The sequence below is a fragment of the Acidihalobacter prosperus genome (assembly GCF_000754095.2).
Classification (GTDB): domain Bacteria; phylum Pseudomonadota; class Gammaproteobacteria; order DSM-5130; family Acidihalobacteraceae; genus Acidihalobacter; species Acidihalobacter prosperus.
This window is the reverse complement of sequence record NZ_JQSG02000001.1, coordinates 83,057-109,537: the sequence shown is the minus strand read 5'-3', so window position 1 is coordinate 109,537 and position 26,481 is coordinate 83,057. Positions and strand designations below refer to the sequence as shown.

Annotated in this window: 21 protein-coding genes and 2 tRNA genes; 7 read left to right on the top strand and 16 right to left on the bottom strand. The window is 60.2% G+C overall.

Going from position 1 to position 26,481, the window contains the following annotated elements:
* Positions 1-121: 121 nt before the first annotated feature.
* From THPRO_RS00495 to THPRO_RS00485, 3 genes are all read left to right on the top strand, one after another.
* A complete protein-coding gene (locus THPRO_RS00495; protein WP_038087427.1) occupies positions 122-1,771 on the top strand; it encodes an NADH-quinone oxidoreductase subunit L in 1,650 nt (549 codons plus the stop codon).
* A 1-nt stretch (position 1,772) separates the two neighbouring features.
* Positions 1,773-4,283 (top strand): YbcC family protein, encoded by a 2,511-nt coding sequence (locus THPRO_RS00490; protein WP_201786907.1) that lies wholly within the window; start codon positions 1,773-1,775, stop codon positions 4,281-4,283.
* A 102-nt stretch (positions 4,284-4,385) separates the two neighbouring features.
* On the top strand, positions 4,386-5,240 hold the full coding sequence (locus THPRO_RS00485; RefSeq protein ID WP_038087430.1) for a DUF6671 family protein: 855 nt from the start codon (positions 4,386-4,388) through the stop codon (positions 5,238-5,240).
* A gap of 34 nt (positions 5,241-5,274) precedes the next feature.
* On the opposite strand, the gene pyrC is transcribed toward THPRO_RS00485, so the two are convergent.
* Positions 5,275-6,315, bottom strand: coding sequence for a dihydroorotase (gene pyrC, locus THPRO_RS00480; RefSeq protein WP_038087433.1), 1,041 nt, complete (start codon positions 6,313-6,315; stop codon positions 5,275-5,277).
* Between the two features lie 654 nt (positions 6,316-6,969).
* Between pyrC and THPRO_RS00475 the strand changes: the two genes are divergently transcribed.
* From THPRO_RS00475 to THPRO_RS16515, 4 genes are all read left to right on the top strand, one after another.
* Complete coding sequence (locus tag THPRO_RS00475) at positions 6,970-8,004, top strand: IS630 family transposase (protein WP_038087437.1); 1,035 nt, start codon at positions 6,970-6,972, stop codon at positions 8,002-8,004.
* A 17-nt stretch (positions 8,005-8,021) separates the two neighbouring features.
* Positions 8,022-8,747: a sulfotransferase-like domain-containing protein gene (locus tag THPRO_RS16520; RefSeq protein WP_145930647.1), complete on the top strand. Its 726-nt coding sequence runs from the start codon at positions 8,022-8,024 to the stop codon at positions 8,745-8,747.
* Between the two features lie 230 nt (positions 8,748-8,977).
* Entirely contained in the window at positions 8,978-9,298 is a 321-nt protein-coding gene (locus THPRO_RS16135) for a cupin domain-containing protein (RefSeq protein WP_082954334.1), read from the top strand.
* Positions 9,299-9,408: 110 nt separating this feature from the next.
* Entirely contained in the window at positions 9,409-10,572 is a 1,164-nt protein-coding gene (locus THPRO_RS16515; RefSeq protein WP_145930646.1) for a YqcI/YcgG family protein, read from the top strand.
* Positions 10,573-10,800: 228 nt separating this feature from the next.
* Here the strand turns inward: THPRO_RS16515 and hxsC are convergent, their stop codons facing one another.
* From hxsC to nuoN, 15 genes are all read right to left on the bottom strand, one after another.
* On the bottom strand, positions 10,801-11,958 hold the full coding sequence (hxsC, locus tag THPRO_RS16130) for a His-Xaa-Ser system radical SAM maturase HxsC (RefSeq protein ID WP_082954333.1): 1,158 nt from the start codon (positions 11,956-11,958) through the stop codon (positions 10,801-10,803).
* The gene (hxsB, locus tag THPRO_RS00465) at positions 11,952-13,412 is read right to left on the bottom strand and encodes a His-Xaa-Ser system radical SAM maturase HxsB (RefSeq protein ID WP_065089065.1); all 1,461 of its coding nucleotides are present in this window, start codon (positions 13,410-13,412) and stop codon (positions 11,952-11,954) included. The genes hxsC and hxsB overlap by 7 nt, the downstream gene beginning before the upstream one ends.
* Complete coding sequence (hxsD, locus tag THPRO_RS17465; protein WP_052064084.1) at positions 13,409-13,693, bottom strand: His-Xaa-Ser system protein HxsD; 285 nt, start codon at positions 13,691-13,693, stop codon at positions 13,409-13,411. The genes hxsB and hxsD overlap by 4 nt, the downstream gene beginning before the upstream one ends.
* A gap of 62 nt (positions 13,694-13,755) precedes the next feature.
* Entirely contained in the window at positions 13,756-14,055 is a 300-nt protein-coding gene (hxsA2, locus tag THPRO_RS17460; protein WP_407922431.1) for a His-Xaa-Ser repeat protein HxsA2, read from the bottom strand.
* Between the two features lie 194 nt (positions 14,056-14,249).
* Positions 14,250-14,855, bottom strand: a complete 606-nt coding sequence (locus THPRO_RS00455) for a chorismate synthase (RefSeq protein ID WP_145930645.1) — start codon at positions 14,853-14,855, stop codon at positions 14,250-14,252.
* A gap of 1,660 nt (positions 14,856-16,515) precedes the next feature.
* Positions 16,516-18,108: a DUF6538 domain-containing protein gene (locus tag THPRO_RS00450; protein WP_161489908.1), complete on the bottom strand. Its 1,593-nt coding sequence runs from the start codon at positions 18,106-18,108 to the stop codon at positions 16,516-16,518.
* A 102-nt stretch (positions 18,109-18,210) separates the two neighbouring features.
* A tRNA-Ser gene (locus THPRO_RS00445) sits at positions 18,211-18,301 on the bottom strand.
* Positions 18,302-18,382: 81 nt separating this feature from the next.
* Entirely contained in the window at positions 18,383-19,318 is a 936-nt protein-coding gene (truB, locus tag THPRO_RS00440; RefSeq protein WP_065089063.1) for a tRNA pseudouridine(55) synthase TruB, read from the bottom strand.
* 3 nt (positions 19,319-19,321) lie between these two features.
* The gene (gene rbfA, locus THPRO_RS00435; protein ID WP_038087446.1) at positions 19,322-19,696 is read right to left on the bottom strand and encodes a 30S ribosome-binding factor RbfA; all 375 of its coding nucleotides are present in this window, start codon (positions 19,694-19,696) and stop codon (positions 19,322-19,324) included.
* 3 nt (positions 19,697-19,699) lie between these two features.
* Positions 19,700-22,291: a translation initiation factor IF-2 gene (infB, locus tag THPRO_RS00430; protein WP_038087448.1), complete on the bottom strand. Its 2,592-nt coding sequence runs from the start codon at positions 22,289-22,291 to the stop codon at positions 19,700-19,702.
* Between the two features lie 32 nt (positions 22,292-22,323).
* Positions 22,324-23,823 (bottom strand): transcription termination factor NusA, encoded by a 1,500-nt coding sequence (nusA, locus tag THPRO_RS00425; RefSeq protein ID WP_065089062.1) that lies wholly within the window; start codon positions 23,821-23,823, stop codon positions 22,324-22,326.
* A gap of 45 nt (positions 23,824-23,868) precedes the next feature.
* Positions 23,869-24,375: a ribosome maturation factor RimP gene (gene rimP, locus THPRO_RS00420; RefSeq protein WP_038087450.1), complete on the bottom strand. Its 507-nt coding sequence runs from the start codon at positions 24,373-24,375 to the stop codon at positions 23,869-23,871.
* 93 nt (positions 24,376-24,468) lie between these two features.
* Positions 24,469-24,545, bottom strand: a tRNA-Met gene (locus THPRO_RS00415).
* Positions 24,546-24,619: 74 nt separating this feature from the next.
* Entirely contained in the window at positions 24,620-24,943 is a 324-nt protein-coding gene (locus tag THPRO_RS00410) for a DUF2818 family protein (protein ID WP_065089061.1), read from the bottom strand.
* 2 nt (positions 24,944-24,945) lie between these two features.
* The gene (nuoN, locus tag THPRO_RS00405) at positions 24,946-26,391 is read right to left on the bottom strand and encodes an NADH-quinone oxidoreductase subunit NuoN (protein WP_038087453.1); all 1,446 of its coding nucleotides are present in this window, start codon (positions 26,389-26,391) and stop codon (positions 24,946-24,948) included.
* Positions 26,392-26,481: the final 90 nt, after the last annotated feature.

The following is a 26,481-nucleotide window of genomic DNA, read 5'->3' as shown; positions in this document are numbered from 1 at the left end:
CGGACGCAAAGGCCTTCAATCAAGGGAGTCTGCATCATGAAAACCCGCCGCACCTTGCCATCCACAGCGATCTTGTGGCCATCCAGCCACATGCATTGCCCATCAGCCGCAGGAGGTCGCCATGCTGCCTAACGCATTCACTCCCGGCTTCGTCCTGGCCGCGCCCGTGCTGCTGTTGCTCGCCGGGCTGATACCGGCCCAATGGGCCAATGCCCAACCCCGCGTGATGGCGCGTCTGTCTGGTGCCGCCGCCTGGCTGGCGTTCGCCAGCGCCATTCTGGCCGCCGTCGCCCTCCCCTTCGACCGCGCACATACCTGGACACTTTCCAGCATCGCGCTGCCGGGCGACGTCGGCGCCTTCTCGCTCAGCGTCTACGTCAACAGCGTCACGGTCATCATGCTGCTGCTGGTGTCCTTCGTCGGCGCGGTGGTGACCCGCTACGCGCGCAACTACCTCAACGGCGACCCCAATCAGGGCCGCTTCAACAAGTGGCTGGCGCTGACCCTGGCGGCCATTCTCATGCTGATCGCCTCGGGCAACCTGCTGATGTTCGCGCTGGCCTGGATCGCCACCAGCCTGTGCCTGCACCAGCTGCTGATGTTCTACGGCGAGCGCCCGGCCGCGGTGCTGGCCGCGCACAAGAAGTTCGTCGCCAGCCGTCTCGGCGACCTGAGCCTGCTGGCGGCGGTCCTGCTGATCGGCTACAGCCTGCACACCCTGGAGTTCGAGGGCATGTTCCGCGCGCTGGCCGCGCTGCAGGGCCCGACGCCCATCGCCCTGCAGGTCGCCGCCATGCTGATCGCGGTCAGCGCGGGGCTCAAGTCGGCCCAGTTCCCCTTCCACGGCTGGCTGATCCAGGTGATGGAGGCGCCGACGCCGGTGTCCGCGCTGCTGCACGCGGGCATCGTCAATGCCGGTGCGTTCCTGGTGATCCGCATGAGCCCGGTCATGTCGCATTCCGAACTGGCGCTAGGGGCCCTGGCCATCGTCGGCCTGACCACCCTCGCGCTGGCCTCGCTGGTGATGCTCACCCAGACCAGCATCAAGGTGTCGCTGGCCTGGTCGACCACCGCGCAGATGGGCTTCATGCTGCTGGAATGCGGCCTCGGCCTGTACAGCCTGGCCATGCTGCACCTGGTTGCCCACTCGCTGTACAAGGCGCACGCCTTCCTCGCCTCCGGCAGCGGCGTCGACGCCTTCCGCGCGCCGGCCATGCCCTATCCGTCGAACGCCTTCAGGCCCGGTCTGCTGCTGGCGGCGCTGCTCATCGGCGGCGGCATGACGCTGGTGGTTGGCGCGGCCTTCGGCATCGGCATCGCCGGAGAGCCCGCCCTGCTGGCGGCCGGCGCCATCGTCGCCATCGCCGTCAGCCAGCTATTGCTGCAGACGGCCGGCGCGCTGAGCGGCGGCGCCCTGCTGCTGCGCGGCCTCGGCCTGAGCGGCGGCGTCGCGGTGGCCTATTTCGCCCTGCACGCCCTGTTCGCGGCGCTCATGCAGGGCAGCGTGCTGCCGCTCCAGTCGCCGCCCGGCGCGTTCCAGTACGGATTGTCTGCGGCCGTGATCGGCGTATTCCTGGCCCTGCTGGTACTGCAGCAGCTGCTCAGGCACAACCCCGCCGCCCTGGGCGAGGGCCTCTACATGCACCTCTACAACGGCCTGTACATCGACGTGTTCATCACCCGCCTGCTGCAGCGCGTGTGGCCCAGCCCGCGGCCGGAACCCGTCGTGCAGCCCGCCCCCTTTGCCCCCGTCACCTCACGAGGAGCCTGACATGGACATGCGTGAAGACTTCACCCTGACAAGCCGGGACGACCGCACCGAGGCGACGCTGGACCGCGCCGAACTGAACCGGCGCATCGACGCCGCCTGCGAACGCATCGCGCCGCTGTGGCCGCTGAAGCACTTCGTCGCCGTCAATCCGTTCTTCGGCCTGCGCGACCATGGCTTCCAGGACGCCTCCGACACCCTGGCGCGGATCACCGGCAACGGCCTGTACATGTCGCGCGAGTACTACCGCGAGCAGCTGGCCAGCGGCCGCATCAGCCGCGACGACCTGCGCCAGGCCATCGAACGCTGCGGCAGCCGGCTCGACGTCGAGGCCGTCGAACGCGCGTTGGCAGCGCCGGCACCGCGGCCGAAACTCGGCATGGCGCCGGTGAGCGAGGTGTTGGAGCGGGTCGAGGGCGGCCTGTGGTCGAGCTTCGTCACCGAAAGCATCAGCCGGCACTGCGCGGCCTATTTCGACCTCGGCCAGGCCATCGTCGCCATGCCCTGGCGCGGGCAGTCTCTCTATCAGTCGTGGCGCAAGGCCGCGGCCATCGACCGCAGCCCGGCGATGATGGGCCTGCGCGACTTTCGCGCCGCGGTCGGCCGCCTGCCCGCCGACCCGCGCGACGCCATCGCGCTGGCCATCGGCCGGCTGGGCATCCAGGACGCGGCGGTGGAGCGCTACCTGCACGCCTCGCTGATGAGCATCGGCGGCTGGGCGGCGTGGGCACGCTACCTGCGCTGGCAGGCGGAGCTGGGCGGACGGCGCGACGACGCCATCGTCGATCTGCTCGCCATCCGCCTGATGTGGGACATGCTGCTGTTCGAGGAGAAGCGCTCGCCCGCGCTGATCGCGCGCTGGCGCGAAATGCTGGCCGCCAGCATGCGTCCGCCTTCGGCCAAGCGCCAGGCCGCCGCGGAAATCGACCGCATCCTGCTGAACGCGATGGAGATCGGCTTCCAGCGCAGCGTGATCGCCGGGCTGACCGGCGAATCGCGGCCCGCGCCGCACGTGTTCCGCCCGCCGGTTCAGGCGGCCTTCTGCATCGACGTGCGCTCCGAGGTGTTCCGCCGCTCGCTGGAAACCGTGGCGCCGGCGGTGCAGACCGTCGGCTTCGCCGGCTTCTTCGGCATCTTCATCGAGCACGTGCCGCTGGGCGCCGCCCAGGGCCGCAGCCACGTGCCGGTGATCTTCAATCCGGGCTACCGCATTCAGGATCGGGTCAAGGGCGATGATGCCGACGGCCTGCAGCAGCAGCGCCGCCGGCGTATCGGCCTGCACAAGGCCTGGAAGGGCTTCAAGCTGTCGGCGTCCTCGTGCTTCTCCTTCGTCGAGTCCGCCGGCCTGAGCTACGGCCCCAAGCTGCTCAGCGACAGCTTCGGCTGGACCCGTCCGGTGCCCGATCCGCACAGCCAGGGCATCGCCAGGCGCGACATCGTGCGCATCGGGCCCAGCCTTGAGGCGGTGGGCGACGGCGACGCGGGCATCCCCGCCGAAGACCGGCTGGGACACGCCGAACGCATCCTGCGCGCCATGTCCATGACCGCGAACTTCGGCCGCCTGGTGCTGCTTGCCGGCCACGGCAGCAGCACGGTGAACAATCCGCACGCCACCGGCCTCGACTGCGGCGCCTGCGCGGGTCAGACCGGCGAGGCCAGCGCCCGCGTGGTCGCCGCGCTGATGAACGACCCCGCGGTGCGCCGCGGGCTCGCCGGGCGCGGCATCGTGATCCCCGAGGACACCTGGTTCGTCGCCGGCCTGCACGACACCACCACCGACGAGCTGCGCCTGTTCGACACCGACGACGTGCCCGCCGCGCTCGCCGGCGACCTCGCCCAGCTGCGCCAGTGGCTGGAACAGGCGGGGGACCTCGCGCGCATGGAGCGCGCCGCGTTGCTCGGCACCGCCGGGCAACCCGACCGCGCGGTCGAAGCCGACGTGCGCCGGCGCAGCCGCGACTGGTCCGAGGTGCGGCCCGAGTGGGCGCTGAGCAACAACGCCGCCTTCATCGCCGCGCCGCGCGCGCGCACCGCGGACATGGACCTCGAAGGCCGCGCCTTCCTGCACGACTACGACTGGCAAAAGGACGAAGGCTTCAAGATCCTGGAGCTGATCATGACCGCGCCGATGGTGGTCGCCAACTGGATCAACATGCAGTACTACGGCTCGGTAATCGACAACCGCCGCTTCGGCAGCGGCAACAAGGTGCTGCACAACGTGGTCGGCGGCGCCATCGGCGTACTGGAAGGCAACGGCGGCGACCTGCGCGTCGGCCTGCCGCTGCAGTCGCTGCACGACGGCCGGCGCTGGATGCACGAGCCGTTGCGCCTGTCCGTGTTCATCGAGGCGCCGCAGGCCGCGATCGACGACGTGATCGCCCGCCACGAACTGGTCCGCCAACTGGTCGAAAACGGCTGGCTGCACCTGTTCCGCATCGGCGACGACGGCGTCTTCCGTCGCCTGTCAGACGGCGGCTGGGAACGCAGCGACACGTCGCTCGCGGCCGCCGCGTAAGCGCGGCGCTGGCCTACTGCCTGCAGGGATGGTGAAACCGCGCAGGGACGCGCAACCTTCACGGCCGCCGAAACGGCGAACTGCATCTCGAAAACGCCCCCGATGAAACCTCAACCCTACCGGGGCCGGCAGGTCGTCCTGCCGACCCTGCACGCCAAATCGCAGGCGATCGCCCCGGCCTTCGCCGAGCGGCTCGGCGCGCAGGTCGTGGAACACCCGTGCGATACCGATCGCTTCGGCACGTTCAGCGGCGAGGTCGCGCGCGAAGGCACGGCGCTGGACGCCGCCCGGCGCAAGGTGGCGCAGGCATTCGCCGACACCGACGCCGAGCTGGCGCTGGCCAGCGAAGGCAGTTTCGGCCCGCACCCGGAGACCGGCTTCATCCCCGCCGGTCAGGAATTGCTGCATTTTGCCGACCGTGCGCGCGACTTCGCGCTGACCGTATCGCTGACCACCGCCGAGACCAACTATCGGATGGCCGAGGTGGACAGCCTCGACGCGCTGACCGAATTCGCGCAGCGGGCGCGCTTCCCGTCGCATGCGCTGATACTCGCCACGGGGCCGCGCGACGCGCGGCGCAGGGTACTCAAGGGCATTCGGGATGAAACGGCTCTGGCGCAGGCGTTCGCGAACCTGCTGCGCGAATCGGGGGAAACCGCGGTCTGGGTCGAAACCGACATGCGCGCCTCGCACAACCCCACGCGCATGGCCGCGATCGCACAACTGGCGCAAACGTTGGCGACGCGCCTGGACACGCCGTGCCCGGCCTGTGGACTGCCCGGCTGGGGTCAGGTCGATGCGCTTACGGGTCTGCCGTGCGCCTGGTGCGGCACGCCCACGCGCCTCGTCCACAGCGTGGTCCACGGCTGCGTGAAATGCGGCCACAGCGAGCGGCGGGAACGCCCCGACGGACGCGCAACCGCCGACCCCGGGCACTGCCCCGAGTGCAACCCATGACCGATGACGGCGCGGATTACCCTCACCCCCGCGCTCAGGCGGGCGACTGCAGCTTCCAGTCGAGCCGCGTGCCGGCCATCAGCGGAACGATCGAACCAACGCCGGGGATTTCGACGCGCTCGGGGATCGTCCACGGCTCCTTGACCAGGGTCACCGTGCCCGCATTGCGCGGCAGGCCGTAGAAATCGGCGCCGTAATGGCTGGCGAAGGCTTCCAGACGGTCAAGCGCGCCCAACTCGTCGAAGACCTGCGCATACAGCTCCAGGGCGGTCGGCGCGCTGTAGCAGCCGGCGCAGCCGCAGGCCGACTCCTTGGTCGAAAGCTCGTGCGGCGCCGAATCCGTGCCCAGGAAGAACTTGCTGGAACCGGACACCGCGGCCGCGCGCAGCGCTTCCTGGTGACTGCGGCGCTTGAGCACCGGCAGGCAGTAATTGTGCGGACGGATGCCGCCGGCCAGCAGGTCGTTGCGGTTGAGCAGCAGATGCTGCGGGGTGATCGTCGCCGCCACGTTGGCGCCGGCCCCGGCCACGAACTCGGCCGCGTCCTTGGTGCTGATGTGCTCCAGCACGATCTTCAGCTCGGCGAACCGCTCGGCGATGGCGCGCAGGTGGCGGTCGATGAACTCGCGCTCGCGGTCGAAGATATCCACGCCGCGGTCGGTCACCTCGCCGTGCACCAGCAGCATGATGCCGTGCGCCTCCAGAATTTCGAGAATGGGGTACAGGCTGTCCAGGTTGGCGACCCCGGCGTCGGAATTGGTGGTCGCCCCGGCCGGATACAGCTTGACCGCGCGGACGCCTGCGGCCGCGGCGCGCGCGATCTCGTCGGCGTCGAGAGTATCGGTCAGATACAGGGTCATCAGCGGCTCGAACGCCGAGCCTTCCGGCCGGGCGTCGAGCAGGCGCTGTTTGTAGGCAAGCGCCTGCTCGACCGTCTTCACCGGCGGCACCAGATTCGGCATCGCGATGGCGCGCCGGAACACCCGCGCCGTCGCCCGCACCGTCTCCGCGAGCATCGCGCCGTCGCGAAAGTGAACATGAAGGTCGTCGGGAGTCTGAAGCGTGAGTGTCTGCATCCGGCAATGCTAGCGTTCCGCGCCCGGAATTAGCAATCTCACGAATATCGGCAACGGCGCTCGCGTCAAGGTACTGAGCAAACCGGTGGTCTGCACCTTTGCCCTGCACAGCATAAAATGACAGTCGCTGGGCAACGGAATATCGCGGCTGCGATTAAGTGGCGGAGAGGGAGGGATTGCTCGGCGCGTCCTGCGCCTCGTCCCTGCGGGACCGCCGCTCGCGCGGCGTGCCGATCCGTTCCGGACGAATCGGTCGAACCCATGAGGCTTCTCACCCTCCATTCGGAAGGATCAGATGGCAATCGCTGTGGAACGGAATATCGCGGCTGCGATTAAGTGGCGGAGAGGGAGGGAATCCGGATATCCAGATACAATACCTCTACAATCAATAAGTTACAAGAACGCTTAACTCGACTAGTGTACCACTCTGGCGTATCAGTTTAACTATCTAATATCCACAAAGAACATTGATCTGTCAATCGCGCTTTACGAATAGCCTCGAAACATCCCCCTTGCGGTCACTGGCTGCTTCCATCAGGATATCCGTTGTAACAAAATATAATGGCCGCTGCCTGAGAATGGCTGAGCTTCTGCAATTACTCATAAGTCAGTATATTAGGGAACAAATGGCGTCGACTGCGGTCATAATTGGGTATGAAGAACGATGGCCGGACATTGACCCGCGAGACGCTGGAAGCGATGCGCTTCATGGCGCTGGAGCGGATGGCGGAGGGCGAATCGCCGGCAGCGGTCTCGGCGTCGTTCGGGATGCACCGGACTTGGGCGTACAAGGTACGGCTGAAGGTGCGCGGGCGCGGCCAAGGCAAGCGGGCCCTGCAGTTGCGGCGGGCCCCCGGGCGGCGCCGGAAGTTGACCGATGCCCAAGGACGGCAAGTGTTCCGGTGGGTCAACGGCAAGAACCCGCGGCAGTATGGCTTCGACTTCGGTTTATGGACACGCCAGATCGTGCGCGAACTGATCGCACAGCGATTGGGCGTTTCGCTGAGCTTGGCCTCAGTGGGCGCGTTGCTGGCGCGGGTCGGCTTGACCGCGCAAAAGCCACTCCAGCGTGCGTATCAGCGGGATCCTGACGCGATCGAGCGCTGGCAACGGGAAACCTATCCGGCGATTGCCCGCCAAGCCAAGCGGGACAAGGCCGATATCTATTTTTGGGACGAGTCAGGTTTTCGTGCCGACTCGGTGCATGGCAAGACATGGGGCGCCAAAGGACACACGCCGGTCGTCTCGGTGCCCGGACAGCGTCAAGGGATCAGTGCCGCCTCGGCGGTCAGTGCCAAGGGGGCGTTCTGGTTCACGACTTACAAGGGCGGCTTGAACGGCGACCTGTTCGTGACCTTCCTACAGCGCCTGATGCGCGGCCGACGCAAGCCGCTGCATCTGATCCTCGATAATCTGCCTGCGCACAAGACCCGCGCCGTCAAAACGTATGTCGCCAAGTCAAAGGGCAAGTTGACGTTGCACTTCCTGCCCGGCTATGCCCCCGAACTCAATCCCGACGAGCTGGTCTGGAGCCACGCCAAGCGCACGGGCAATGCCCGCCGGCCGTTGCGTGCCGGAGAACGTCTGGAAGATCGCATCCAGTTTCAACTCGCCGACATGGCCGCACAGCCGAATCTGATCCGCTCATTCTCCAGGCATCCAAGTGTTGCCTATATTACTGACTGCTGAGTAATTCGGAGTGTATCGTGAGTTACCCTGTCGTGTTCTTATGGTGTGTTCCACGCTCTGTCTCCACAGCATTCGAGAAAATGGTGGATAACCGTGGAGACTTTAAAGTTTATGGAGAACCTTTTATCACGCCTTATAAATTGTTTGCTTCTGGAAGGGTCGCAGAATCAATGACTGATATTGAGAAGGTGGTTGAACATTTGAAAGAGGCAAGCTGTTCGAGCCCTGTGTTTGTCAAAGAGATGACTTATCACATGAAGCCATTCCATAATTTTTCATTTCCTGATAACGTTATACACAGTTTCCTGATCCGTCATCCAAAATTTGTTTTGCCGTCTCTTTATAAAATGCGGGAAAACTTCACATATGAAGAAACAGGGTATGAGGAATCATTCCGATTTTATAATACTCTCATGCATGGTACTGGAACTGCCCCCTTGGTTATTGATGGTCAATCACTCCGTGAATATCCGCAAGAAGTCGTTCGGCATTATTTTGAAAGCCTTGGATTAGATCCAAAACTAGAATCTCTACGGTGGAATTATGGGTCGCGCCCTGAATGGCAAGATCGAGAAGATTGGCACGCGCTTGCAAATAAAAGCAACGGTTTTGTCGCGCAAGGAGAAACTGCATTTGAAATTTTAGAGCAACCTCGCATACGAATAATCTATGACAATTGTCTTGCATTTTATAGAGAGTTAAAAAAAGGCGTCGCATACGAGCATAAAACTGATCGTCAGTAAAGGCAATTCAAATCATGAGCATCTGAGGTCGGGCAGAGTGATATAGAGTGGATGGGCAACAGCCATTATATTGGCTTTCGGCAAAGGATAGCTGCCAAAAGTGGGTTGTTTATAACCGTCGAGTTAAGCCAACAAACTTAGCAGGGTAGTAAATTGTATCTAGGAAATCTCAAATATACAGGTTAACATCGATTTCGAAATATGGGAATGGGAAATAGAGGATTACTAAGATGCCAATCATTGTTAAAAGTGCGTCGCCGGTCTGGGAACGAGATAATCATTGGAGTTCTTTGTTGCTTGGCGAAATAGGCGGTGTCTATGTGCGCCATAGGCATATGAAAGAAATGAGTACGAATTTGCATATGCATCCTGGCGCCGAAGAAACTTTTTTTGTCCTTGATGGCTATATGACCTTGGAAGTTGACGGCAAGAGATCCTTACTTTCTAAGGGGGATTTGGCTGTGGTCTCAGCCGGCGAAAAACATCGACTCATCATTGATCATCATGTTGAACTCCTGGTTATTGATAATATACAACCCACAAAAATGTGATTAGCATGGCAAACAAAACATTTGTGAGAATTGATGAGTTTACTATTTCTAGTTTAGTAGATTGGAAAACCTGTCTTTGCTGTATTGCGAAAATAGAGGATCGATAAGTTATGGGTCTTGCTACTTCGTTCCGGAAATCTCAGTTTTGTGCGCTAGATCTTCTGATTGATCATCATCGCCTGCCGAGTGATGCAGCATCTGCTCGGATAGTAAGCGAGATTCTGAGGATGCTGGAGCCGTCTATTGCTCATGAGAAGCTAGATAGTATAATCCACTTGGCTCTGGACATTACTGTAATATCTGCTGCTAGATATTGCTCTAAACCGCGAATCGAAGCTCTAAAACGTCTGTCTATATTTTATAAGGCGGATCAGCCCACTAATAGTGAGGATTGTATTCCAGAGTTAATACGCTTACTGCGTGCGCTCCGATTTATGATTGACAAATATGCTAATATCGAATTATTCGAACCAGTACATTTTGACGATAATCAGAGCCCAGTAGAAATTATTACTTATCAGATATTCTCACTGTTGATAAGCCATTGCGATCCTGAATACACAGCCAAAGCTGGGATGTTTTTATTAAAGAGCGGTTGGCTTCGACAGAACGACCCCGGCGGCTATGATCCTGCTGGTTGTGTGGCCTACGATGAGATGCGAAGGGTTTTGGCGCCGAAAACACGTTGTATTTTTGCTACTAAAGGGAAATATTGGGGAGCCCCCAAGTGGCAGATGAATGGGACATTTGAAGATAATATCTTCAGGATCGCAATGGCTCTTGACAAATTTTTAAAAATCGGTCGAAAAGAAGGAATGGATGGCTTTCTTCTAAAAGCACCTGCGGAGTTTAGTGCGACGGTCAATATTTTGGCTAGAAGCACGGCTCGTATATTGCAGGGTCTCAGCGTGATTGACCCGGACGAAGCTGGGTGCCTGTCCAGGCAAATCGAAGCGCCCGAATGGAAATTCCGGTTTGTTAGAGAAAGTATGTTTATAAGTACATTCGGCGCTTGCTACCCAGAAAAACATCCAAGGAATACCTATAGCATGGATGGAACCTATTTCTTCTTCCAGCCAGATTATTCGTTACGTATGCAGCCCATGCTTTCAGAGAGAATGGAAGTCGAAACCAGGTTGCGGATATTGAAAGCATTCGAAAAGTCTGGTGGCTGGTATAGTAATGATAACAAGTGCTACGAGGCGGCTCGATATGTCCGCCCAGTAGCGGCTGAGGAGCCCCCAGTCCGCTGGTGGGATTATCTCGAATTGTAAAACCCTACTTGATTGTCACCAACATCCAGTTCTCATACTGGTTTTTGGTGGAGTATCAGCGTTCCAGCCTTTGTGCTCGACCCGGCGCACCGACACCCCGGCCAGATACATCTCGATCAACGACTCCTCGATCGAGCAATAATCTGCAACCAAGGGTCTGCGCCTGCTGTTATCGAAGAGGTGAAGCGAAACATAAATAAACCAATATTACAATATATCCAAAAGACTCTAGAATTTCTTAATGGAAGGGCTATACCCATTTACAATTCCAGATGAAAAAAAACCACCACATTCATGCATTCTGGTACACGACTCACACTCTGAGACAAATTCATTCTTCCAATCAGAGATGGACTTGACACTGAATCTCTCTAAATCCTGAGGTATTAAACAAAGCTGGTGATTGTAAATCGAAACAGGGATGCCGTATGCATCCAATGTTCGTACCGCCGCACGAAGTTCACTCTGGTAGTCTACCGGGTCTATCCAGAGCTCATTGAGATTGGCCAGGGTGAAGCCCGTCATTTCCAAGCCCATTAGGGCGACCTGATCCACAAAAAGCAAATTACGGGCAATAAACTCGGCAAGATCAGGCAACCCCTGGGATGTTAGCTTGTGTAGGACAACACGTAACTCAACCTTTTGTTGGTGTTGTTTCAGGTTAAGTATGCCTCTGATCGTCTCATCAAAAGCCCCTCTCGATTGCACCACATAGTCATGGCGTGTGGGATCAGATGAATACAAGGGTATTCCGAGCATCAAGTTTTGGTGCTTAATAGTTGCATATCGCCCTGTGAATTCCACGTCAGAGAATGCGCGGCCATTTGACAGGATGTGCAACGCAGCATTGGGAAGATACGACTGTATGTGCCTGATCAGTTGCAGGAACCCATCTCGATAAAGTGTTGGCTCTCCACCTGTGATGCCTAGGGTTTGTGTGGATCTCGGCATGAGTCGAATCGCATCGAACGCCTCATCCAAGAGCCAGCTATCGTCACTGCGCTTAGGTGGCTGGGAACACATCAAACAATAGTGATTACATCGTTCGGTCAGGAGAAGGCTGTTATGACGGGAGTTAGCTCGGTAAAGTGAGCGGATCCCAGTCTCGGATAGCGCAACGACGTCACCTTCACCCAAATAATCAAAACTTTCCGGGACCACAGTGTAGTTACTTGCTTCTGCCCATGAAGAAGGTGTCTTGCCAATGAATATGTAATGCTCATATCCGGGAGGTGGCGAGCCATCATGGTGGTAAATAAGCGCCTTTTGAGCTCTTAGAGGTAACGGCAAATTATCATTTGTGGTTAGGCTATAAACTCTACGCCGCTGACTATTGTCGTGCTGCGCTTCCGATACGCTTAATACTTTCCCTGAGAGCGTTAACATTTATTAACCCAGCGTTTGAAAATTTCAAGCGCCTCTGTGTCGTTACGGATCTTGTCGAGAAGATATCGAATTATTCCCATAGTGCGCTTGCAGAACTCGGATTCTGGCTTTCGGCCAAGCATGTCACCAAAGGTGGCATGGTGAAACACTGGATCAGCGCCGCACCAAGACTCAAAAGCACAGTCGCTGCACATCGGAGCGGAAAGGGTGAAAGAATCTTCCAGAGCACTTAGCAGGGCATCAGATGTAAAGATTTCCTTGTATGTGTTTTCATGGAGATTGCCCATCCTGAACGATGAATCACCCATCTCATGAAGCATTCGGCTTTCGTCAGAGGCATAGACGTCGCCGTCATAGTTGAACACGACCGCAGCAATGCCCACTCCTGCGGGGTTCTTAAGATCAACAAACCCGGGGTCATTCACGGCAAACATCTTGGTCAAAATGATGGTCGAATAATGCTCGACGAACCGAATACCTTTCCGGTTTAGGTCAAGGATGTACTCCACACCTTCTTTGTAGAACTGCAGCCAGCGTTCAGCATTATATGCTTGGTAGCTTTTTGTCTTGACCGCAAAGCCATAGGGCGAAAGGTGGCGGAGAAAAATACTATCGAAGCCGAATCTAAGGTATTCATCGATGATGTCTGTTACACGGGTCATGCTGGCAGGCGAGGTCGTCATCAACGCTGATACTGCGTCATAACCGACAATGTCGCGCGCACGTCGCAAACCGTCAGAAAAGCGCTCGTGGCTATCTCTACCAGGACGAGGTCGATTCTTGTTGTGGAGGTCTGCGGGGCCATCTAGTGACGAGGACAGATATATATGGTGATCACGGCAATATTCGAGAATATCGTTAGTGGCTAAAGAAAGTGAGGTTGCAATAACAAACTGGAGATCACGTTGCTCTATTTGGTTACGCTCTTCCGCTTTTTCCACAACATACCGGATCAGTTCGAAGTTCAGAAGGGGCTCTCCACCCTGGAACTCAATCTTGATAGCTTCGTTGGGCGACCGAAAAACCATGTCCAAAGCCTTGTTGGCTGTTCCTTCAGACATGTCATATGCCAGCTTGTTATCCGACTGACGCGACACCTGGCAATATTGACAACTATGATCGCAGCGAAGGCTGACGACAAAGATGTGCAAGTTTGTGAAATTCCGTAGCGGCAACAGGCGTGTACGAGTTTTCAGGGCTAGTAACGACAAAGCCCAGTAATCAGACGGCTCTTTCAACACCTGAATGCGACGTAACGCCACATAGTCAGGATCATTACTAGGTAAGGACTTTTCCACCAAAGGGTCGAGCTTGTCACGGCCCATGATGACGAATTCGCCCACGGAATTTGTTACCACTATATTTTCAAAATCAATTGACTCGAATCTGAATGGGAGCAGGCTGTAGTTCCCGTTTTCTGCGCGGAACTCATCGATACCGACGAACTTGCTCATTCCTGCAAGCCACTCTTGGAGAAAGCGAGCGACAAAATGAGATCCCTGACAGGTGCTGTCTCTACCTTTATCTTTTCACGCAATTCCTGGTCTAGCAGTTCCCGCTTGAAATCAGCGATTAGCACATCTAGGTCACTATTTTTTTTTATAGGCTCGATAGAGCATATAATTTCACTGTCAGAAGTGGATATCTGAATAGTTAGCCGATCTATGAATCGGTACGCGGCTTTCTGAACGGCGTCAATGGAATAGCATGTGCAATCTAGCGCAAGGTTCTGCATTTGATCAGCCCCCTAAGACGAAAATAACCAGAGAGCATCGGTCTTACTGGATTGGTATCTTTCTAGTAGCCGTTGTTTGAACTGCTTGAGTAGTGCGATACGTGCGAGCTGTGAGAAGCATGCGACCAGTGGTCAGCAACCATTAGGCCACCCTGCCCCATCCGTTTCAGGACAAAATCCCTGTCGCTTAGCGCAGCGGATGGCCGATGTGCCTTTAGGGAAGGAATGTTGATTAACGTAGCCGTGACAGTTGTCGGCCATGTATCAGAAGGATTGTTCGGAGTAAGCATCGCTTGGGCCTGAGATGCGGCTGCAAATGTCGCAGAGAGGACAGCAAATTTAGTCATGAATTTCTTATTCATTATGATTCACACTCCCAGCAGCATTTAATGCTCTACCCTACCATATGGTTAGTTTTTGTTAAGACTCTCAAGTCAAACCTTTTTTATTCCGATATTTCAAGTGCATCATCGGCCTCGATGCCAAGTTTGCTACCCTACTCTCCGGCTTGTGATGTTTCAAGAGTAGTTGTACTGGTTCACGGCAAGGCCCGGGCTCATCTGCGCAAGCGCCTCACCAGCACACCCAGCGGTATGCTCTCCATATCGGCCGACAACATGCGCAGCCAGAACTGTGATTCGGGGAACACGAGCGGCGCGGCGCCGCGCTTGACCAGTGGCGCGCGAGCCCGCGCCATCGCCCGGAACAATTCTTTACGCTGCGTGCGGATCCCTCTATAGCCCGGCCGGCGCATCTCGTGATTGATCAGCGCCTGCGCCTGACGCGGATCTTGATGCCGCGCCAAGGCCACGGCGTGCTTGAGTAGCAAGCGATACGCGTCGGTCGGCAGTCGCCAAGTCCAGCGCTCTACGCTACCAGGTCGTGGGTAGCGGACCAACTCCAGCCCCATGATGTGAATGCGATGGTGTTTGTCCTGCGCGGCGTACAGCTTCTCCAGCGTCGTCACCGGACCTTCACCCTCCCGACTGACCAACAACAGCCACCAGAGATGGCCATCCTCGACGCGCCCCACAAAACCCATATGCAATCGGGCACGGGCAAGCTTGTGTCGGCGTCGCTGCCGCGCCTCGGATGCCGACTCGAGCACCCCGTAACGCTCGGCGAACTTGGTGACCAGTGCTTCCGCGCGTTCGAGTGGCACGAGGCCTGAGGTATGCCGATCATGTCCGCGTGAGACTGCGTTGATGATGGCACGGGAAGCGTGCAGCGTATCCCTGATGAGGTATGAGTGTGCGTCCATACCTAGTAGTAGGGGGACGACAAAATTAGAGCGCTTCTCCCTCGCGCGCGCGAGGGCACGGATTCGCGCCTGATTCCATAGGCTGCGCAGGCGATGCCTCGCGCGCGCGAGGGCACCCCTATGGCAATAGCCGACGGTCTCTCTGGATCCATGCGGCCGCGTCTGCGCGCTAGGGGGAGGCGCTTGGTCGAGGCCGCTGATTTTTCGCGTGTGCGGCGAAGCCGCAGCCGCGCAATGATCCGGACACGAAAGTGGCCGCTCCATAAAGAGAGATTCCTAAACTGGGCGAGATGACCATCGCCCTAATGTATTGATCCACCTAGGATAAGTGAGAAAATATGAAGGAGACACAGACGCGAAAGCGTCATCAACGTGGGCCTGTTGGCCCGCTCCCTGCCAGTTCAGTGAGGGGGCTGCCAACCCCCTCGTAATCTCTTGGAAGGTAGGGCGCCACCCTACCGGAACTGCTGTAGCCGCGTGCTCGTAATGGAGCTGGCGCGGCTGCGATGAGCGCGGCGGGTGAAACTCCCGACTCGACTCAATCCGACTATCCGGAGCAATCAGGTAGATTGGGCGACACGGACACGGGCCCGCGGAGGAAATGCCGCGGCGTTCCGGTTTGACGCGAAAATCTGGTACTCAATCCATATCCCCGGGACGAGCGCAAGCGCGTGACGGGTGCTGCAGACGTAGGCTTAGCTACAGGGTAATCTGTAGATCGTACGATGGCCGCGAGGCCGACGGCATGGACCGTTCAGGGTACGGGGCACCTGGGGAAGCCCGGGGCCGATGCATAGCTCAAGCGTCTAACGGCGTCCTCGATGAGGGATGCTGTGCAGAGCATATAGACAGCCGTTGGCCCGCAGCGTAGCGGGTTAATCGGTAGCTGGGATTGATGAGTCTGGTAAGTCACCGGCTATGGAATCTCGCGGGACTGACACCGGGCAACCGGGTGAGCGTATGCGATGACTCGATCATGACAGCGGCGGCGATATATTGCGTAGTAGCGTCTAACTAACGTGGGAAGCACCTGGGCCAATGAGCGGTAGGCAACCGCTGGGTTTGGCGTCGCAAGGCGCTGTACAGGTGTGGGAGATCGGGCAAGTAGCGGTGCGGCGCATGTGCGCCGGCCGGACCTGCAGAGCTGAACCGATACGAAGGGTTCTGCAGGCGAAAGCCCGAAGCAGTGATAAGAGACTAAAGCCCCTGGCAGGGCACGAGGTGGCTAACGGGACAGGGTGGTACCTGGACCGCTTTCCATCGACCGTCATCAAACCTTGGCGTGGCAGCCATGGCGACGGCACGAGGCGCGTGGATCATTAGGATTCGCGAGTGTGACTTTTGTGGACAAAACGTCGGATAAAGGAATCCGGCGCATTCGGCCCCGCCCCCTCATTGGGGGGCGCGGCCATCTATATCCGGCCGCTGCCGATGGCTGCAGCAAACCGGCATCCGCCCCTGCACCTTGAGCAAAGTCGCGGTGCGGCTTTGCACGACTTGGGGGCAGTTTTGCGTATGCCTACACCTGGATCGATGACGTCACTATCCCCGGAGTCTTGCCTCAGTGGCTGGGGTGACGCGGGATCTCCAAACCCGGATATTGAATCCGGCTGATCGCTTCGTGCAGTCGGATCAGGCTGAAACGCTCGCCATAATGGCGTCCGGTTTTCTGCCCATCGCTATGCCCCATCAGGGCGTCAGCGATCTCTTCGTCCAGCCCGGCGTCGCGGCAGGCACTCCGAAAGCGATGTCGGAAGCTGTGAAATACCTTAGACCTGTCGGTGATCTCAAGATCACTGCGCAGGTATCTCATGAAGGCTTTGGAGAAGGTGGACGAGTATTTGCCGTCCTTGTCCGGGATCAGGCTCGGAAACAGTCGGTGATGGCGCTGCGCCCTCACCTGCTCGACATAATCCAGAAAACCGGCGGCGATGACGGCCGGATGCAGCGGCAGGCGTCGGCGCGAGGCGGTATTTTTGAGTCGCTTCCCCACCGCCTCGGCGCCTTGCGTATGGGTCGCATCGGTGTCGTCGTCGATATTGAGGTAGTCGATACCTTCGGCGTGCTGCACGTCGGCTACACGCAGTTGCGCCAATTCCTCGACCCGGCAGCCTTGGTAGAGCGCCAGCAGCGGCAACCAGATGCCGGCGGCACCCGTCTTGCGTCCCAAGCCCCGGGTGTAGAGCGTGGGCCCGAAGATGCGCTTGAGATCGTCGAGGTCGAAGGGCTTGCGCTGACGGCGATCGCCCCTGGGGATCGAGACTCGCTGGGCGGGGTTATAGCGTAGCTTGCCGCTATCGATGGCGACGTTGAACAGGGCGCATAGCAAGGCGATTTTCTTGCTGACGGTCTTGGCGCTGAGGCCCTGGGCGATACACTGGTCACGGTAGGCGATCACTTCCTGGCGCTCGATCGCCTCTAGGGGCTTATGGGCGGTGAGTTGTTGGAATGCATCGACCACTCGGCGCACGTCGGCCACGGTACGGGCCGGACGGCTGGGGTCGAAGCGTTTCCAGTCCTCGAAGGCGATCTCGAGGCTCAGGCCCGGGGTGGTCGGCGAACGGGGCGTCAGCGGCGCCTCAGGCGTCCAGACGACTTCTCCGGCATCGCGCGCAAGCTGCTGGTCGTGGACCTCGGTCACCGTCTGCAGGAAGCGGTAGAGCAGCCTGCGGTAGCCTTCCGTGTCTTTTTGATCGATATGCAGCCCATTGAGATACAAAAAACCTTTCAGCGCCGGCTCAACCGCCTCCAGCGCGCTCTGGCTGAGCGTTTCCTTGAGCGCGGCGCGTGTGACTTCACGTTCGGCGTGACCTGTCCGGCGCTCTTCCGCCGCCTGTCCGAGAATACGGATCTGTTCGTCGCCGGCCAGCGCCTGATGCCGCCAGTGCATGCAGATCTCTTGAATCAGCGCTTCATCCACGACCCGGCCAGTATCGGACCGCTGGCGGGCAGCGATCTCATCACGTAACATCGCGCAGCGTCGGTCGAAGTCGGCCGAGGCACGACGGGCCAGACTACGCGCTTCCTGGGGATCTCTGGTCTTGAGCGAGAACTTCTCCTCGCGTTTACCCAAGTACAATTGCAGGTCGACAGGAATCTTGGCGCGGAAGTAATAAATCCCGCCCCGCCTGAGTAGATGGGTCTGTAGAGACATGTCTGGCATCCCAAGTAGTGTACCCGCTTGGTGTACCAGTCGAATAGCGCTAAGTATTGATTCCTAATAAATTATCTGGAATTCAATGCCTTATGTATTATATGGCGGAGAGGGAGGGATTCGAACCCTCGATACGGGGTTACCGTATACACACTTTCCAGGCGTGCTCCTTCAACCACTCGGACACCTCTCCGGATACTGCGGCGGCCGCGGGTATACCGCTGACCGGCCGGCAAGACTACCCGATCGCGCGCCTGCTGTAAACGTGGCGCGGTCAGTTTCCGGTCAGTGCCCAACGCATGAGGCGCTTGGGTGAGACACGACCGTCGTCGAGGATCTCGCCGATGCCGAGAAACCGGTCCTCGGCGTCGTTATAAAGGCGTACGAGCCCGGATACCGGCGCATGCGGCACCCAGATGGCCTGCCCCTGACCCAGGTAATGCGAGGCGTCCGCGCCGAGACGTACCTGCGGCCAGCGGGTCAGCGCGGCATCGACAGCGAGCAGCGTTGCGTCAAGCGCTTCGGATCCTGCCTCGGCCCGTTCGCGGAGCTGCTCCAGGGTGTACATTTGCGGCGCGTCGAAGGGACTGACACCCAGCCGGCGCAGGGCGGTGACATGCGCGCCGCAGCCCAGGGCTTCGCCGAGGTCGTCGATCAGTGTGCGGACGTAGGTGCCGCTGCTGCAGCGGATGTCGAAATCCAGGTTGTCGTCCGCCCGATGCAGCAACTCGAAGCGCTCGATACGCACACGTCTGGCCTTGCGCTCGACCTCGACACCGGCACGCGCCAGCTCGTAGAGGCGCCGACCCTCATGCTTGAGTGCGGAATACATGGGCGGCACCTGTTCGATTTCGCCGCGCAGGGAGACCATGGCCGCCTCCAGGCTGGCGGCATCGAATGCCGGCACGGCGCGGCGGGCAATCACATGCCCTTGCGAATCGGCGGAGTCGGTACGCACGCCAAGCTGCGCGCTTGCCTGGTAGTGCTTGTCGGCTTCGAGTAGATAAGCGGAAACCTTGGTGGCTTCGCCGAGGCAGATCGGCAGCAGGCCGGTGGCCAGGGGATCGAGGCTGCCCGTGTGACCGGCCTTGCGCGCGCGGAATATCCGCTTGACGGCCTGCAGGGCCTGGTTGGAGCTCAAACCCTGGGGTTTATCCAACAGCAGTACGCCGCTGACGTCGCGGCGTTCGACGGGGCTACGCGGGGCCAAGGCTCAGTCCTCCGAGCCTCGCTCGCGATCCTTGCGCCTGGCCTGTTCGATCAGTTCGTCCACACGCGCGCCACGCAGCTCGCTGTCGTCGAAGACGAACTGCAGTTCGGGCACGATGCGCAGGCGCATGCGCCGTCCCAGCTCGCGACGCAGAAAGCCCGAGGCACGCCCGAGCGCGGTCGCCGTGGCTGTGGCCGCGGATTCGTCACCCAGCACCGTGAAGTACACTCGGGCATGCGAGAGATCCTTGGACAGCTCGACGTCGCCGACGGTCACGAGGCCCATACCGGGATCCTTGACCTCGGAACGCAACAGATCGGCCAGCTCGCGCCGGATCTGTTCGCCGACGCGCAGACTTCTGGAGAATTCGCGCGGCATCGCCTACAGGCTCCGTTCCACCTCGATCTTCTCGAAGACCTCGATCTGATCGCCCGAGCGAACGTCGTTGTAGTTCTTGACCGCGATACCGCATTCGGTGCCAACCCGCACCTCGTTGACGTCATCCTTGAAGCGGCGCAGGGATTCGAGTTCGCCCTCGTAGATCACCACGTTGTCGCGCAGCACGCGGATCGGGTTGCCACGGCGGACGACACCCTCGATGACCAGACAGCCCGCAACGGCACCCATTCGCGAGGAACGGAACACGTCGCGCACTTGGGCCAGACCGACGATCTGTTCGCGCAGCTCGGGCGACAGCAGGCCGGACAGGGCCTGGCGCACGTCGTCGATCACCTCGTAGATGACACTGTAATAGCGCACGTCGACACCCTTGTCCGCCGCAAGCCGGCGGGCGGCCGCGTCGGCACGCACGTTGAAGCCGATGATGATGGCCTGCGAGGCCAGCGCCAGATTGACGTCGGACTCGGCGATGCCACCCACGCCGGAGGACACGATCTTGACTTTGACCTCGTCGGTGGAAAGCTTCTGCAGCGCGTCGCGCAGCGCCTCGGCACTGCCCTGCACGTCGGCCTTGAGCAGAAGGTTGACCGTCTGCACGCCGCCTTCCTGCATGTGGTTGAACAGGTTGTCGAGCTTGGCGGCCTGCTGGTTGGCCAGCTTGGCCTCGCGCTGCTTGGCCTGGCGGAACTCGGCCACTTCGCGAGCCTTGCGGTCGTCGGCGACCACCAGGGCGTCATCGCCCGCGTTCGGGGTTCCGGAAAGGCCGAGCACGACCACCGGCGTGGAAGGTCCGGCGGATGTCACCTCGCGGCCACCTTCGTCGAGCATGGCACGCACACGGCCGAACTCCTGGCCGCTGAGCAGGATGTCGCCACGATTGAGGCACCCTTTCTGCACCAGCACGGTGGCCACGGGGCCGCGCCCCTTGTCGAGACTGGACTCGATCACCACGCCGGAGGCGGGGCCATCAAACGGCGCTTTGAGCTCCAGCACCTCAGCCTGCAACAGAATGGCCTCGAGCAGCGCGTCAACGCCTTCGCCGGTCTTGGCCGAGACGGGCACGAACTGGGTATCGCCGCCCCATTCCTCGGAAATCACTTCCTGCGCGGACAGTTCGGTACGCACCCGGTCCAGATCGGCCTCGGGCTTGTCGATCTTGTTCACCGCCACCACCAGCGGCACGCCGGCGGCACGGGCATGCTGGATCGCTTCGATAGTCTGCGGCATCACACCGTCGTCCGCGGCGACCACCAGCACGACCACGTCGGTGGCCTGCGCACCACGTGCGCGCATCGCGGTGAAGGCGGCATGGCCGGGGGTGTCAAGAAACGTTACGCTGCCCTTGTCCGTATCGACGTGATAGGCGCCGATATGCTGGGTGATGCCGCCGGCCTCGCCCGCGGCCACCTTGGCACGACGGATGTAATCGAGCAGCGAGGTCTTGCCGTGATCGACGTGGCCCATGATGGTGACCACGGGCGGCCGCGGCGCCTGTTCGCGCTGGTCATCCTCGATCTGGGCTTCCAGATGGGTTTCGACGTCGTCGGCGCCGGTCACCTTCGGGGTATGCCCCAGCTCCTCGACCACCAGCACGGCCGTATCCTGATCCAGCGACTGATTGATGGTGGCCATGACGCCCATGCCGATCAGCGCCTTGATCACCTCGGAGGCCTTGACCGCCATCCGCTGGGCCAGCTCGGCCACCGTAATCACCTCGGGAACGGCCACTTCGCGCACGATCGGAGCCGTCGGCTTGGCGAAACCATGCTTGGATGCGGCATCGCCGCCCGCTGCCCCGCGCCCCCGAGCCGGCGCCTTGCCGCCCTTGCGGCGGCCGCGCTTGTCGCTCGCCACATGCAATTCCTTGCGTGCCGCACTGTCGTCCCGGTCGCCACGCGACTTGCCGGGCTTGGCTTTGGGCTTGGCCTTTTCCGCCTTGGCCTCCTCGGCCTTGGCACGCTCCTGCTCACGGCGCAGCTCGGCCTCCTCGGCCTCACGCTTGGCACGTGCCTCGGCTTCGCGCCGCTCGGCCTCGGCGCGCTTGAGTTCTTCCTGTTCCTGACGCGCCTGGTCTTCCGCCAACTTGCCTTCGTCGGCTTGCTTGCGCGCTTCTTCCAGGCGTTTGCGATCTTCTTCCAGCTGCTTGGCCAGCAACGCGGATTTGTTGGTCATGACATCGGTGTCGGCCGACGATGCCTCGGACACCTGCTGCATCTCGGCTGCGGGCGGCTCGGCGGGGATCTCGGCCGTGGTTGCAGCCCCCTGCGATGCACCGCGAACGATGGTGCGCTTTTTGCGCACTTCCACGCTGATCGTTTTCGCGCGACCGGTCGAACTGCCGACCTTGAGCTCCGTCGTGCTGCGCCGCTTGAGCGTGATGCGCTGCTTGCCGGCGCCTTCCTCGCTGGCGCCATGACTCTGGCGCAGATGCTCCAGCAACTGCATTTTTTGTGAGTCGCTCACCTGTTGATCGGGATCCTTCACTGCGATCCCCGCCTCCTTGAGCTGCTCAAGCAGGCGCTCAACGGGGGTGCCGACGATTTCGGATAGCTGTTTGACTGTTACCGTACTCATGTTCGGTCACCTCATGGCGTTCTAGTAGCGATTCAATCCTGGGCACCAGACGCCTCAAACCAGGGCGCACGGGCGGTCATGATCAAAGCGGCCGCACGTTCCGCGTCCATTCCTTGGATATCCAGCAGGTCATCCACCGCCTGCTCGGCAAGATCCTCGGCCGAAACGATACCGCGCTTGGCCAGTTCGGCCGCCAAGGTATCGTCCATGCCTTCCAACCCGAGCAGATCCTCGGCCGGTGCGCCACCCGCACCCTCGGCCGCGATCGCCCTTGCCAGCAGCGCGTCGCGCGCCCTCGCACGCAGCTCCTCGACCACACCCTCGTCGAACTCTTCTATTTCGAGCAGCTCTTCGGGGGGCACGTAGGCCACTTCGTCGACCGCGGTGAAACCCTCCTGCACTAGGATCGCGGCGATTTCCTCGTCGACATCGAGCTGATCCATGAAGGTCTGGGCCAGCTCGCGCGTTTCCTGCTCGTTCTTTTCTTCGGCCTGCTGCTCGGACATCACGTTGAGTTCCCAGCCCGTCAGCTGGCTGGCCAGCTTGACGTTCTGACCGCCACGACCGATCGCCTGCGAGAGCTTGTCCTCGGCCACGGCCAGATCCATGCTGTGTCGGTCCTCGTCGACGACGATCGACAGCACTTCGGCCGGCGACATGGCGTTGATCACGAACTGTGCCGGGTTATCGTCCCACAGGACGATGTCAATGCGCTCACCGGCCAGCTCGTTGGACACCGACTGCACGCGCGAACCGCGCATGCCGACGCAGGCACCGACAGGGTCGAGACGCTGGTCGTTCGATTTCACCGCGATCTTGGCCCGGAGCCCCGGATCGCGGGCCGCACCCTTGATCTCGATGACGCCCTGCCCTACTTCCGGCACTTCGAGCTTGAACAGCTCGATGAGAAAATCCGGAGCGGTACGCGTGACGAAAAGCTGCGGACCACGAGGTTCGTGACGGACTTCCTTCAGGAACCCCCGCAGGCGTTCGCCTGCGCGCACCGTTTCTCGCGGGATCATGTCTTCCCGGCCGATAAACGCCTCCGCGTTGCCGCCCAGGTCGAGGTAGATGCCGTGACGCTCGCTGCGCTTGACCACGCCCATGACGAGCTGGCCCACACGGTCCTCGAAGGCTTCGACGACCTGCTTGCGCTCGGCTTCGCGCACCTTCTGCACGATGACCTGTTTTGCGATCTGCGCAGCGATACGCCCGAAGTCCGCGGCCTCTATCGGCTCCTCGATGTAGTCGCCCACCTGGATGTCGGGATGATCCTGGCGCGCATAGCTGAGCAGACGCTGGCTGTCTGGCGATTCGAAGGCCGGATCTTCGTCATCAAGCACCTGCCAGCGCCGATAGCCCTGGTAGTCGCCCGTACGACGGTCGATGCTGACGCGCACGTCGATCTCGCCGCCCTGCTTCTTGCGGGTTGCGGACGCCAGCGCGGCCTCGATGGCCTCGAAGATGATCTCCTTATCCACGGCCTTTTCGTTGGAGACCGCATCGACCACCAGCAGGATCTCTTTGTTCATCGCCAACTCTCCCAGACAGGCCGCCTCAGGCAGCCACGCAAACCATCATTCGTCGGTATCGGACACAGACCGCTGTTCCGGCTGCTCCGACCCCATTTCATAGATCAGACGGGCACGGTGCACCGATTCCAGTGGAACCGTAGCCGCTTCGCCCGTCTCCAATTCGATACTGACCGCCTCATCGTCGCACGCGACCAGGCGCCCCTGGACATTGCGACGCCCTTCCACCGCCCAGCGCAGACGCAGTTTGAGGCGCGCGCCGATATAGCGTCGATACTGCTCGGGCTTGAACAGCACGCGGTCAAGGCCCGGAGAGGACACTTCCAGACGGTAGGCCAGGGTGATCGGATCCTCGACATCAAGCAGCGCGCCGACCTGTTCGCTGACCAGCGCGCAGTCGTCCAGCGTGATGCCGCCATCGCGATCAATGAAAACCCGCAGCAGAGCCTGCTCGCCACGCTGGGCGTATTCCAGTCCCCAGAGCTCGAAACCCATCCCCGCCACCAGAGGCGACAACAAGCCTTCGAGTCTTTCCTGCATCGGTTCACTCATGATCCACTCGACCCCGCGCCCGTTTCAAACCGTCGCGGGCATTCGCTGCGGCTAATAAAAAGGCCCCTGACGGGGCCTTTTTATTCTATTCCTTGGTAGCGGGGGCAGGATTTGAACCTGCGACCTTCGGGTTATGAGCCCGACGAGCTGCCAGACTGCTCCACCCCGCATCAGAGGCTGCGTATAGTACTCAAAGGGTGCCGACTTGGCAAGGACCATCTTTCCAAGCCTGGCAAATCCGCGATCAGGCGCGGCGGTTATTGCGCAGATGGCGACGCAAATCGTAGCGATAGATGAACCCTGGCATGGCAAACACGATGAACAGCGAAACGGTGACCGTGTAGAAAACCCAGCCCTTGTGGTAAATCTCGCCCGTCATCTGGTGCTCCAGACCCAGACCGATCGCGCCGGTCACGAAATACATCACAAGCCATTCGAAAAGCCTGAAGGCCGCCGACTTGGGCGTGGCGGAGGGCCACACGAAAAAACGGCGCTCGCTCAGCCAGGGCAGATTGGCCGCAATCAGGGCCACGATGACGTAGGTCCAGGTAAAGGTTCCGTCGCTCATACTCACAGGCTGGCCGCCGCGGCGGCGCAGATCGACATCAACACCCAGGGGAAAAGACCCAGGACCAGAACGGACAACCCATTGGCGCTCATGATTGCTCCTGCGACGGGACCGGTGACCACCGGTTCGTTCGTAACGGGCTTGTCGAAATAGATGAACTTGACGACTCGCAGATAATAGAAGGCGCCAATGACCGACATGATCACGGCATACAAGGCCAGCCACGGCTGGTCGACCTGTATGACAGACTGCAGTACCACAAGTTTCGCATAGAAACCCACCGTCGGCGGCACGCCGGCCATGGAAAACATGAACAACAACATGACGAAGGCCAGCCATGGGCTACGCTCGTTGAGCCCGCTGAAATCGCTCAGATTCTCGGCCTCGTATCCCTTGCGACTCAACAGCACGACCATGCCGAAGGCACCGGCCGACATCAGCGCGTAGATCAGCACGTAGAACATCGCAGCTGCGTAACCGGTCGCCGTCCCGGTCAACACGCCGAGCATCACGAATCCGACATGGGAGATCGTTGAATAGGCCAGCATGCGCTTGATGTTCGTTTGTGCGATCGCAATCACGTTGCCGACCGCCAGGGACAACACGACCATGAGTTCGAGCATGCCGCCCCAGCTGGCATGCGTGCTGGGCAGGGCTTCGGCCAGCAGCCTGAGAAGCATGGCGAAGGCGGCAATCTTGGTAACCGACCCCACATACAGCGTGACCGAACTGGGGGCGCCTTCGTAAACATCCGGAACCCACATATGGAAGGGCACGGCTCCCAGCTTGAAGGCCAGCCCGACCACCACGAAGACCACGGCAAACGTCACGGCCATGGGTGGGTGATTTTGCTGAATCAGCGATGCGGCGATTTCCGGCATGCCCAGCGTACCGGTCAGGCCGTACAGAATGGACATGCCGTACAGGAGCATGCCGGAGGCCAGTGCGCCGAGTACAAAATACTTCATGGCGGCCTCGGATGCGCGCCCCGAATCCCGCTGCAGTGCGACCATGGCATAGAGCGCGAGCGACATTAGCTCCAGACCGAGATACACCGTCAACAGGCTGTAGGCCGAGATCAGCACCATCATGCCCAGCACGCCCGCCAGGCCGAGCACGAAATACTCGCCGCGGAACAGGTCGCGACTCTCCTGATAGCGCCGCGAGTAGGCGAAGACCGCGATGGTCAGGACGTATACCGCGGACTTGAGCAGGACCGAAAGCGGATCGGCGATGAAGGTGCCGCTCAGGCCCACGCGACGCGTGCCCTCGTCCATCGTCAACGTCAGGATCAACGCACCCACCAGACTGGCCTGCGTAAGCCAGTAGGTCACGCCACGTTGCTCGTCGCGCAGGAATACGTCGATCACCAGGATCGCGCAGATCATGCCGAGCATGAACAACTCGGGCACCACCAGGGTGATGTCGGTTAGGGGAAAATGATTCATGTTACGGGGCGCCCCATCTCAAGTTGTTCGCGGCGAAAAACGTCTGGCGTGCATGAGCGCGCTGCGCGCGCGTGCGTGTCGTCGTCGGCA

Bases quoted from the DNA above. Each gene is read 5' to 3' on its own strand.
- THPRO_RS00495 (WP_038087427.1), top strand. From the start codon at position 122: ATGCTGCCTAACGCATTCACTCCCGGCTTCGTCCTGGCCGCGCCCGTG.
- THPRO_RS00490 (WP_201786907.1), top strand. From the start codon at position 1,773: ATGGACATGCGTGAAGACTTCACCCTGACAAGCCGGGACGACCGCACC.
- THPRO_RS00485 (WP_038087430.1), top strand. From the start codon at position 4,386: ATGAAACCTCAACCCTACCGGGGCCGGCAGGTCGTCCTGCCGACCCTG.
- pyrC (WP_038087433.1), bottom strand. From the start codon at position 6,315: ATGCAGACACTCACGCTTCAGACTCCCGACGACCTTCATGTTCACTTT.
- THPRO_RS00475 (WP_038087437.1), top strand. From the start codon at position 6,970: ATGAAGAACGATGGCCGGACATTGACCCGCGAGACGCTGGAAGCGATG.
- THPRO_RS16135 (WP_082954334.1), top strand. From the start codon at position 8,978: ATGCCAATCATTGTTAAAAGTGCGTCGCCGGTCTGGGAACGAGATAAT.
- THPRO_RS16515 (WP_145930646.1), top strand. From the start codon at position 9,409: ATGGGTCTTGCTACTTCGTTCCGGAAATCTCAGTTTTGTGCGCTAGAT.
- hxsC (WP_082954333.1), bottom strand. From the start codon at position 11,958: ATGTTAACGCTCTCAGGGAAAGTATTAAGCGTATCGGAAGCGCAGCAC.
- hxsB (WP_065089065.1), bottom strand. From the start codon at position 13,412: ATGAGCAAGTTCGTCGGTATCGATGAGTTCCGCGCAGAAAACGGGAAC.
- hxsD (WP_052064084.1), bottom strand. From the start codon at position 13,693: ATGCAGAACCTTGCGCTAGATTGCACATGCTATTCCATTGACGCCGTT.
- hxsA2 (WP_407922431.1), bottom strand. From the start codon at position 14,055: ATGAATAAGAAATTCATGACTAAATTTGCTGTCCTCTCTGCGACATTT.
- THPRO_RS00450 (WP_161489908.1), bottom strand. From the start codon at position 18,108: ATGTCTCTACAGACCCATCTACTCAGGCGGGGCGGGATTTATTACTTC.
- rbfA (WP_038087446.1), bottom strand. From the start codon at position 19,696: ATGCCGCGCGAATTCTCCAGAAGTCTGCGCGTCGGCGAACAGATCCGG.
- infB (WP_038087448.1), bottom strand. From the start codon at position 22,291: ATGAGTACGGTAACAGTCAAACAGCTATCCGAAATCGTCGGCACCCCC.
- nusA (WP_065089062.1), bottom strand. From the start codon at position 23,823: ATGAACAAAGAGATCCTGCTGGTGGTCGATGCGGTCTCCAACGAAAAG.
- rimP (WP_038087450.1), bottom strand. From the start codon at position 24,375: ATGAGTGAACCGATGCAGGAAAGACTCGAAGGCTTGTTGTCGCCTCTG.
- THPRO_RS00410 (WP_065089061.1), bottom strand. From the start codon at position 24,943: ATGAGCGACGGAACCTTTACCTGGACCTACGTCATCGTGGCCCTGATT.
- nuoN (WP_038087453.1), bottom strand. From the start codon at position 26,391: ATGAATCATTTTCCCCTAACCGACATCACCCTGGTGGTGCCCGAGTTG.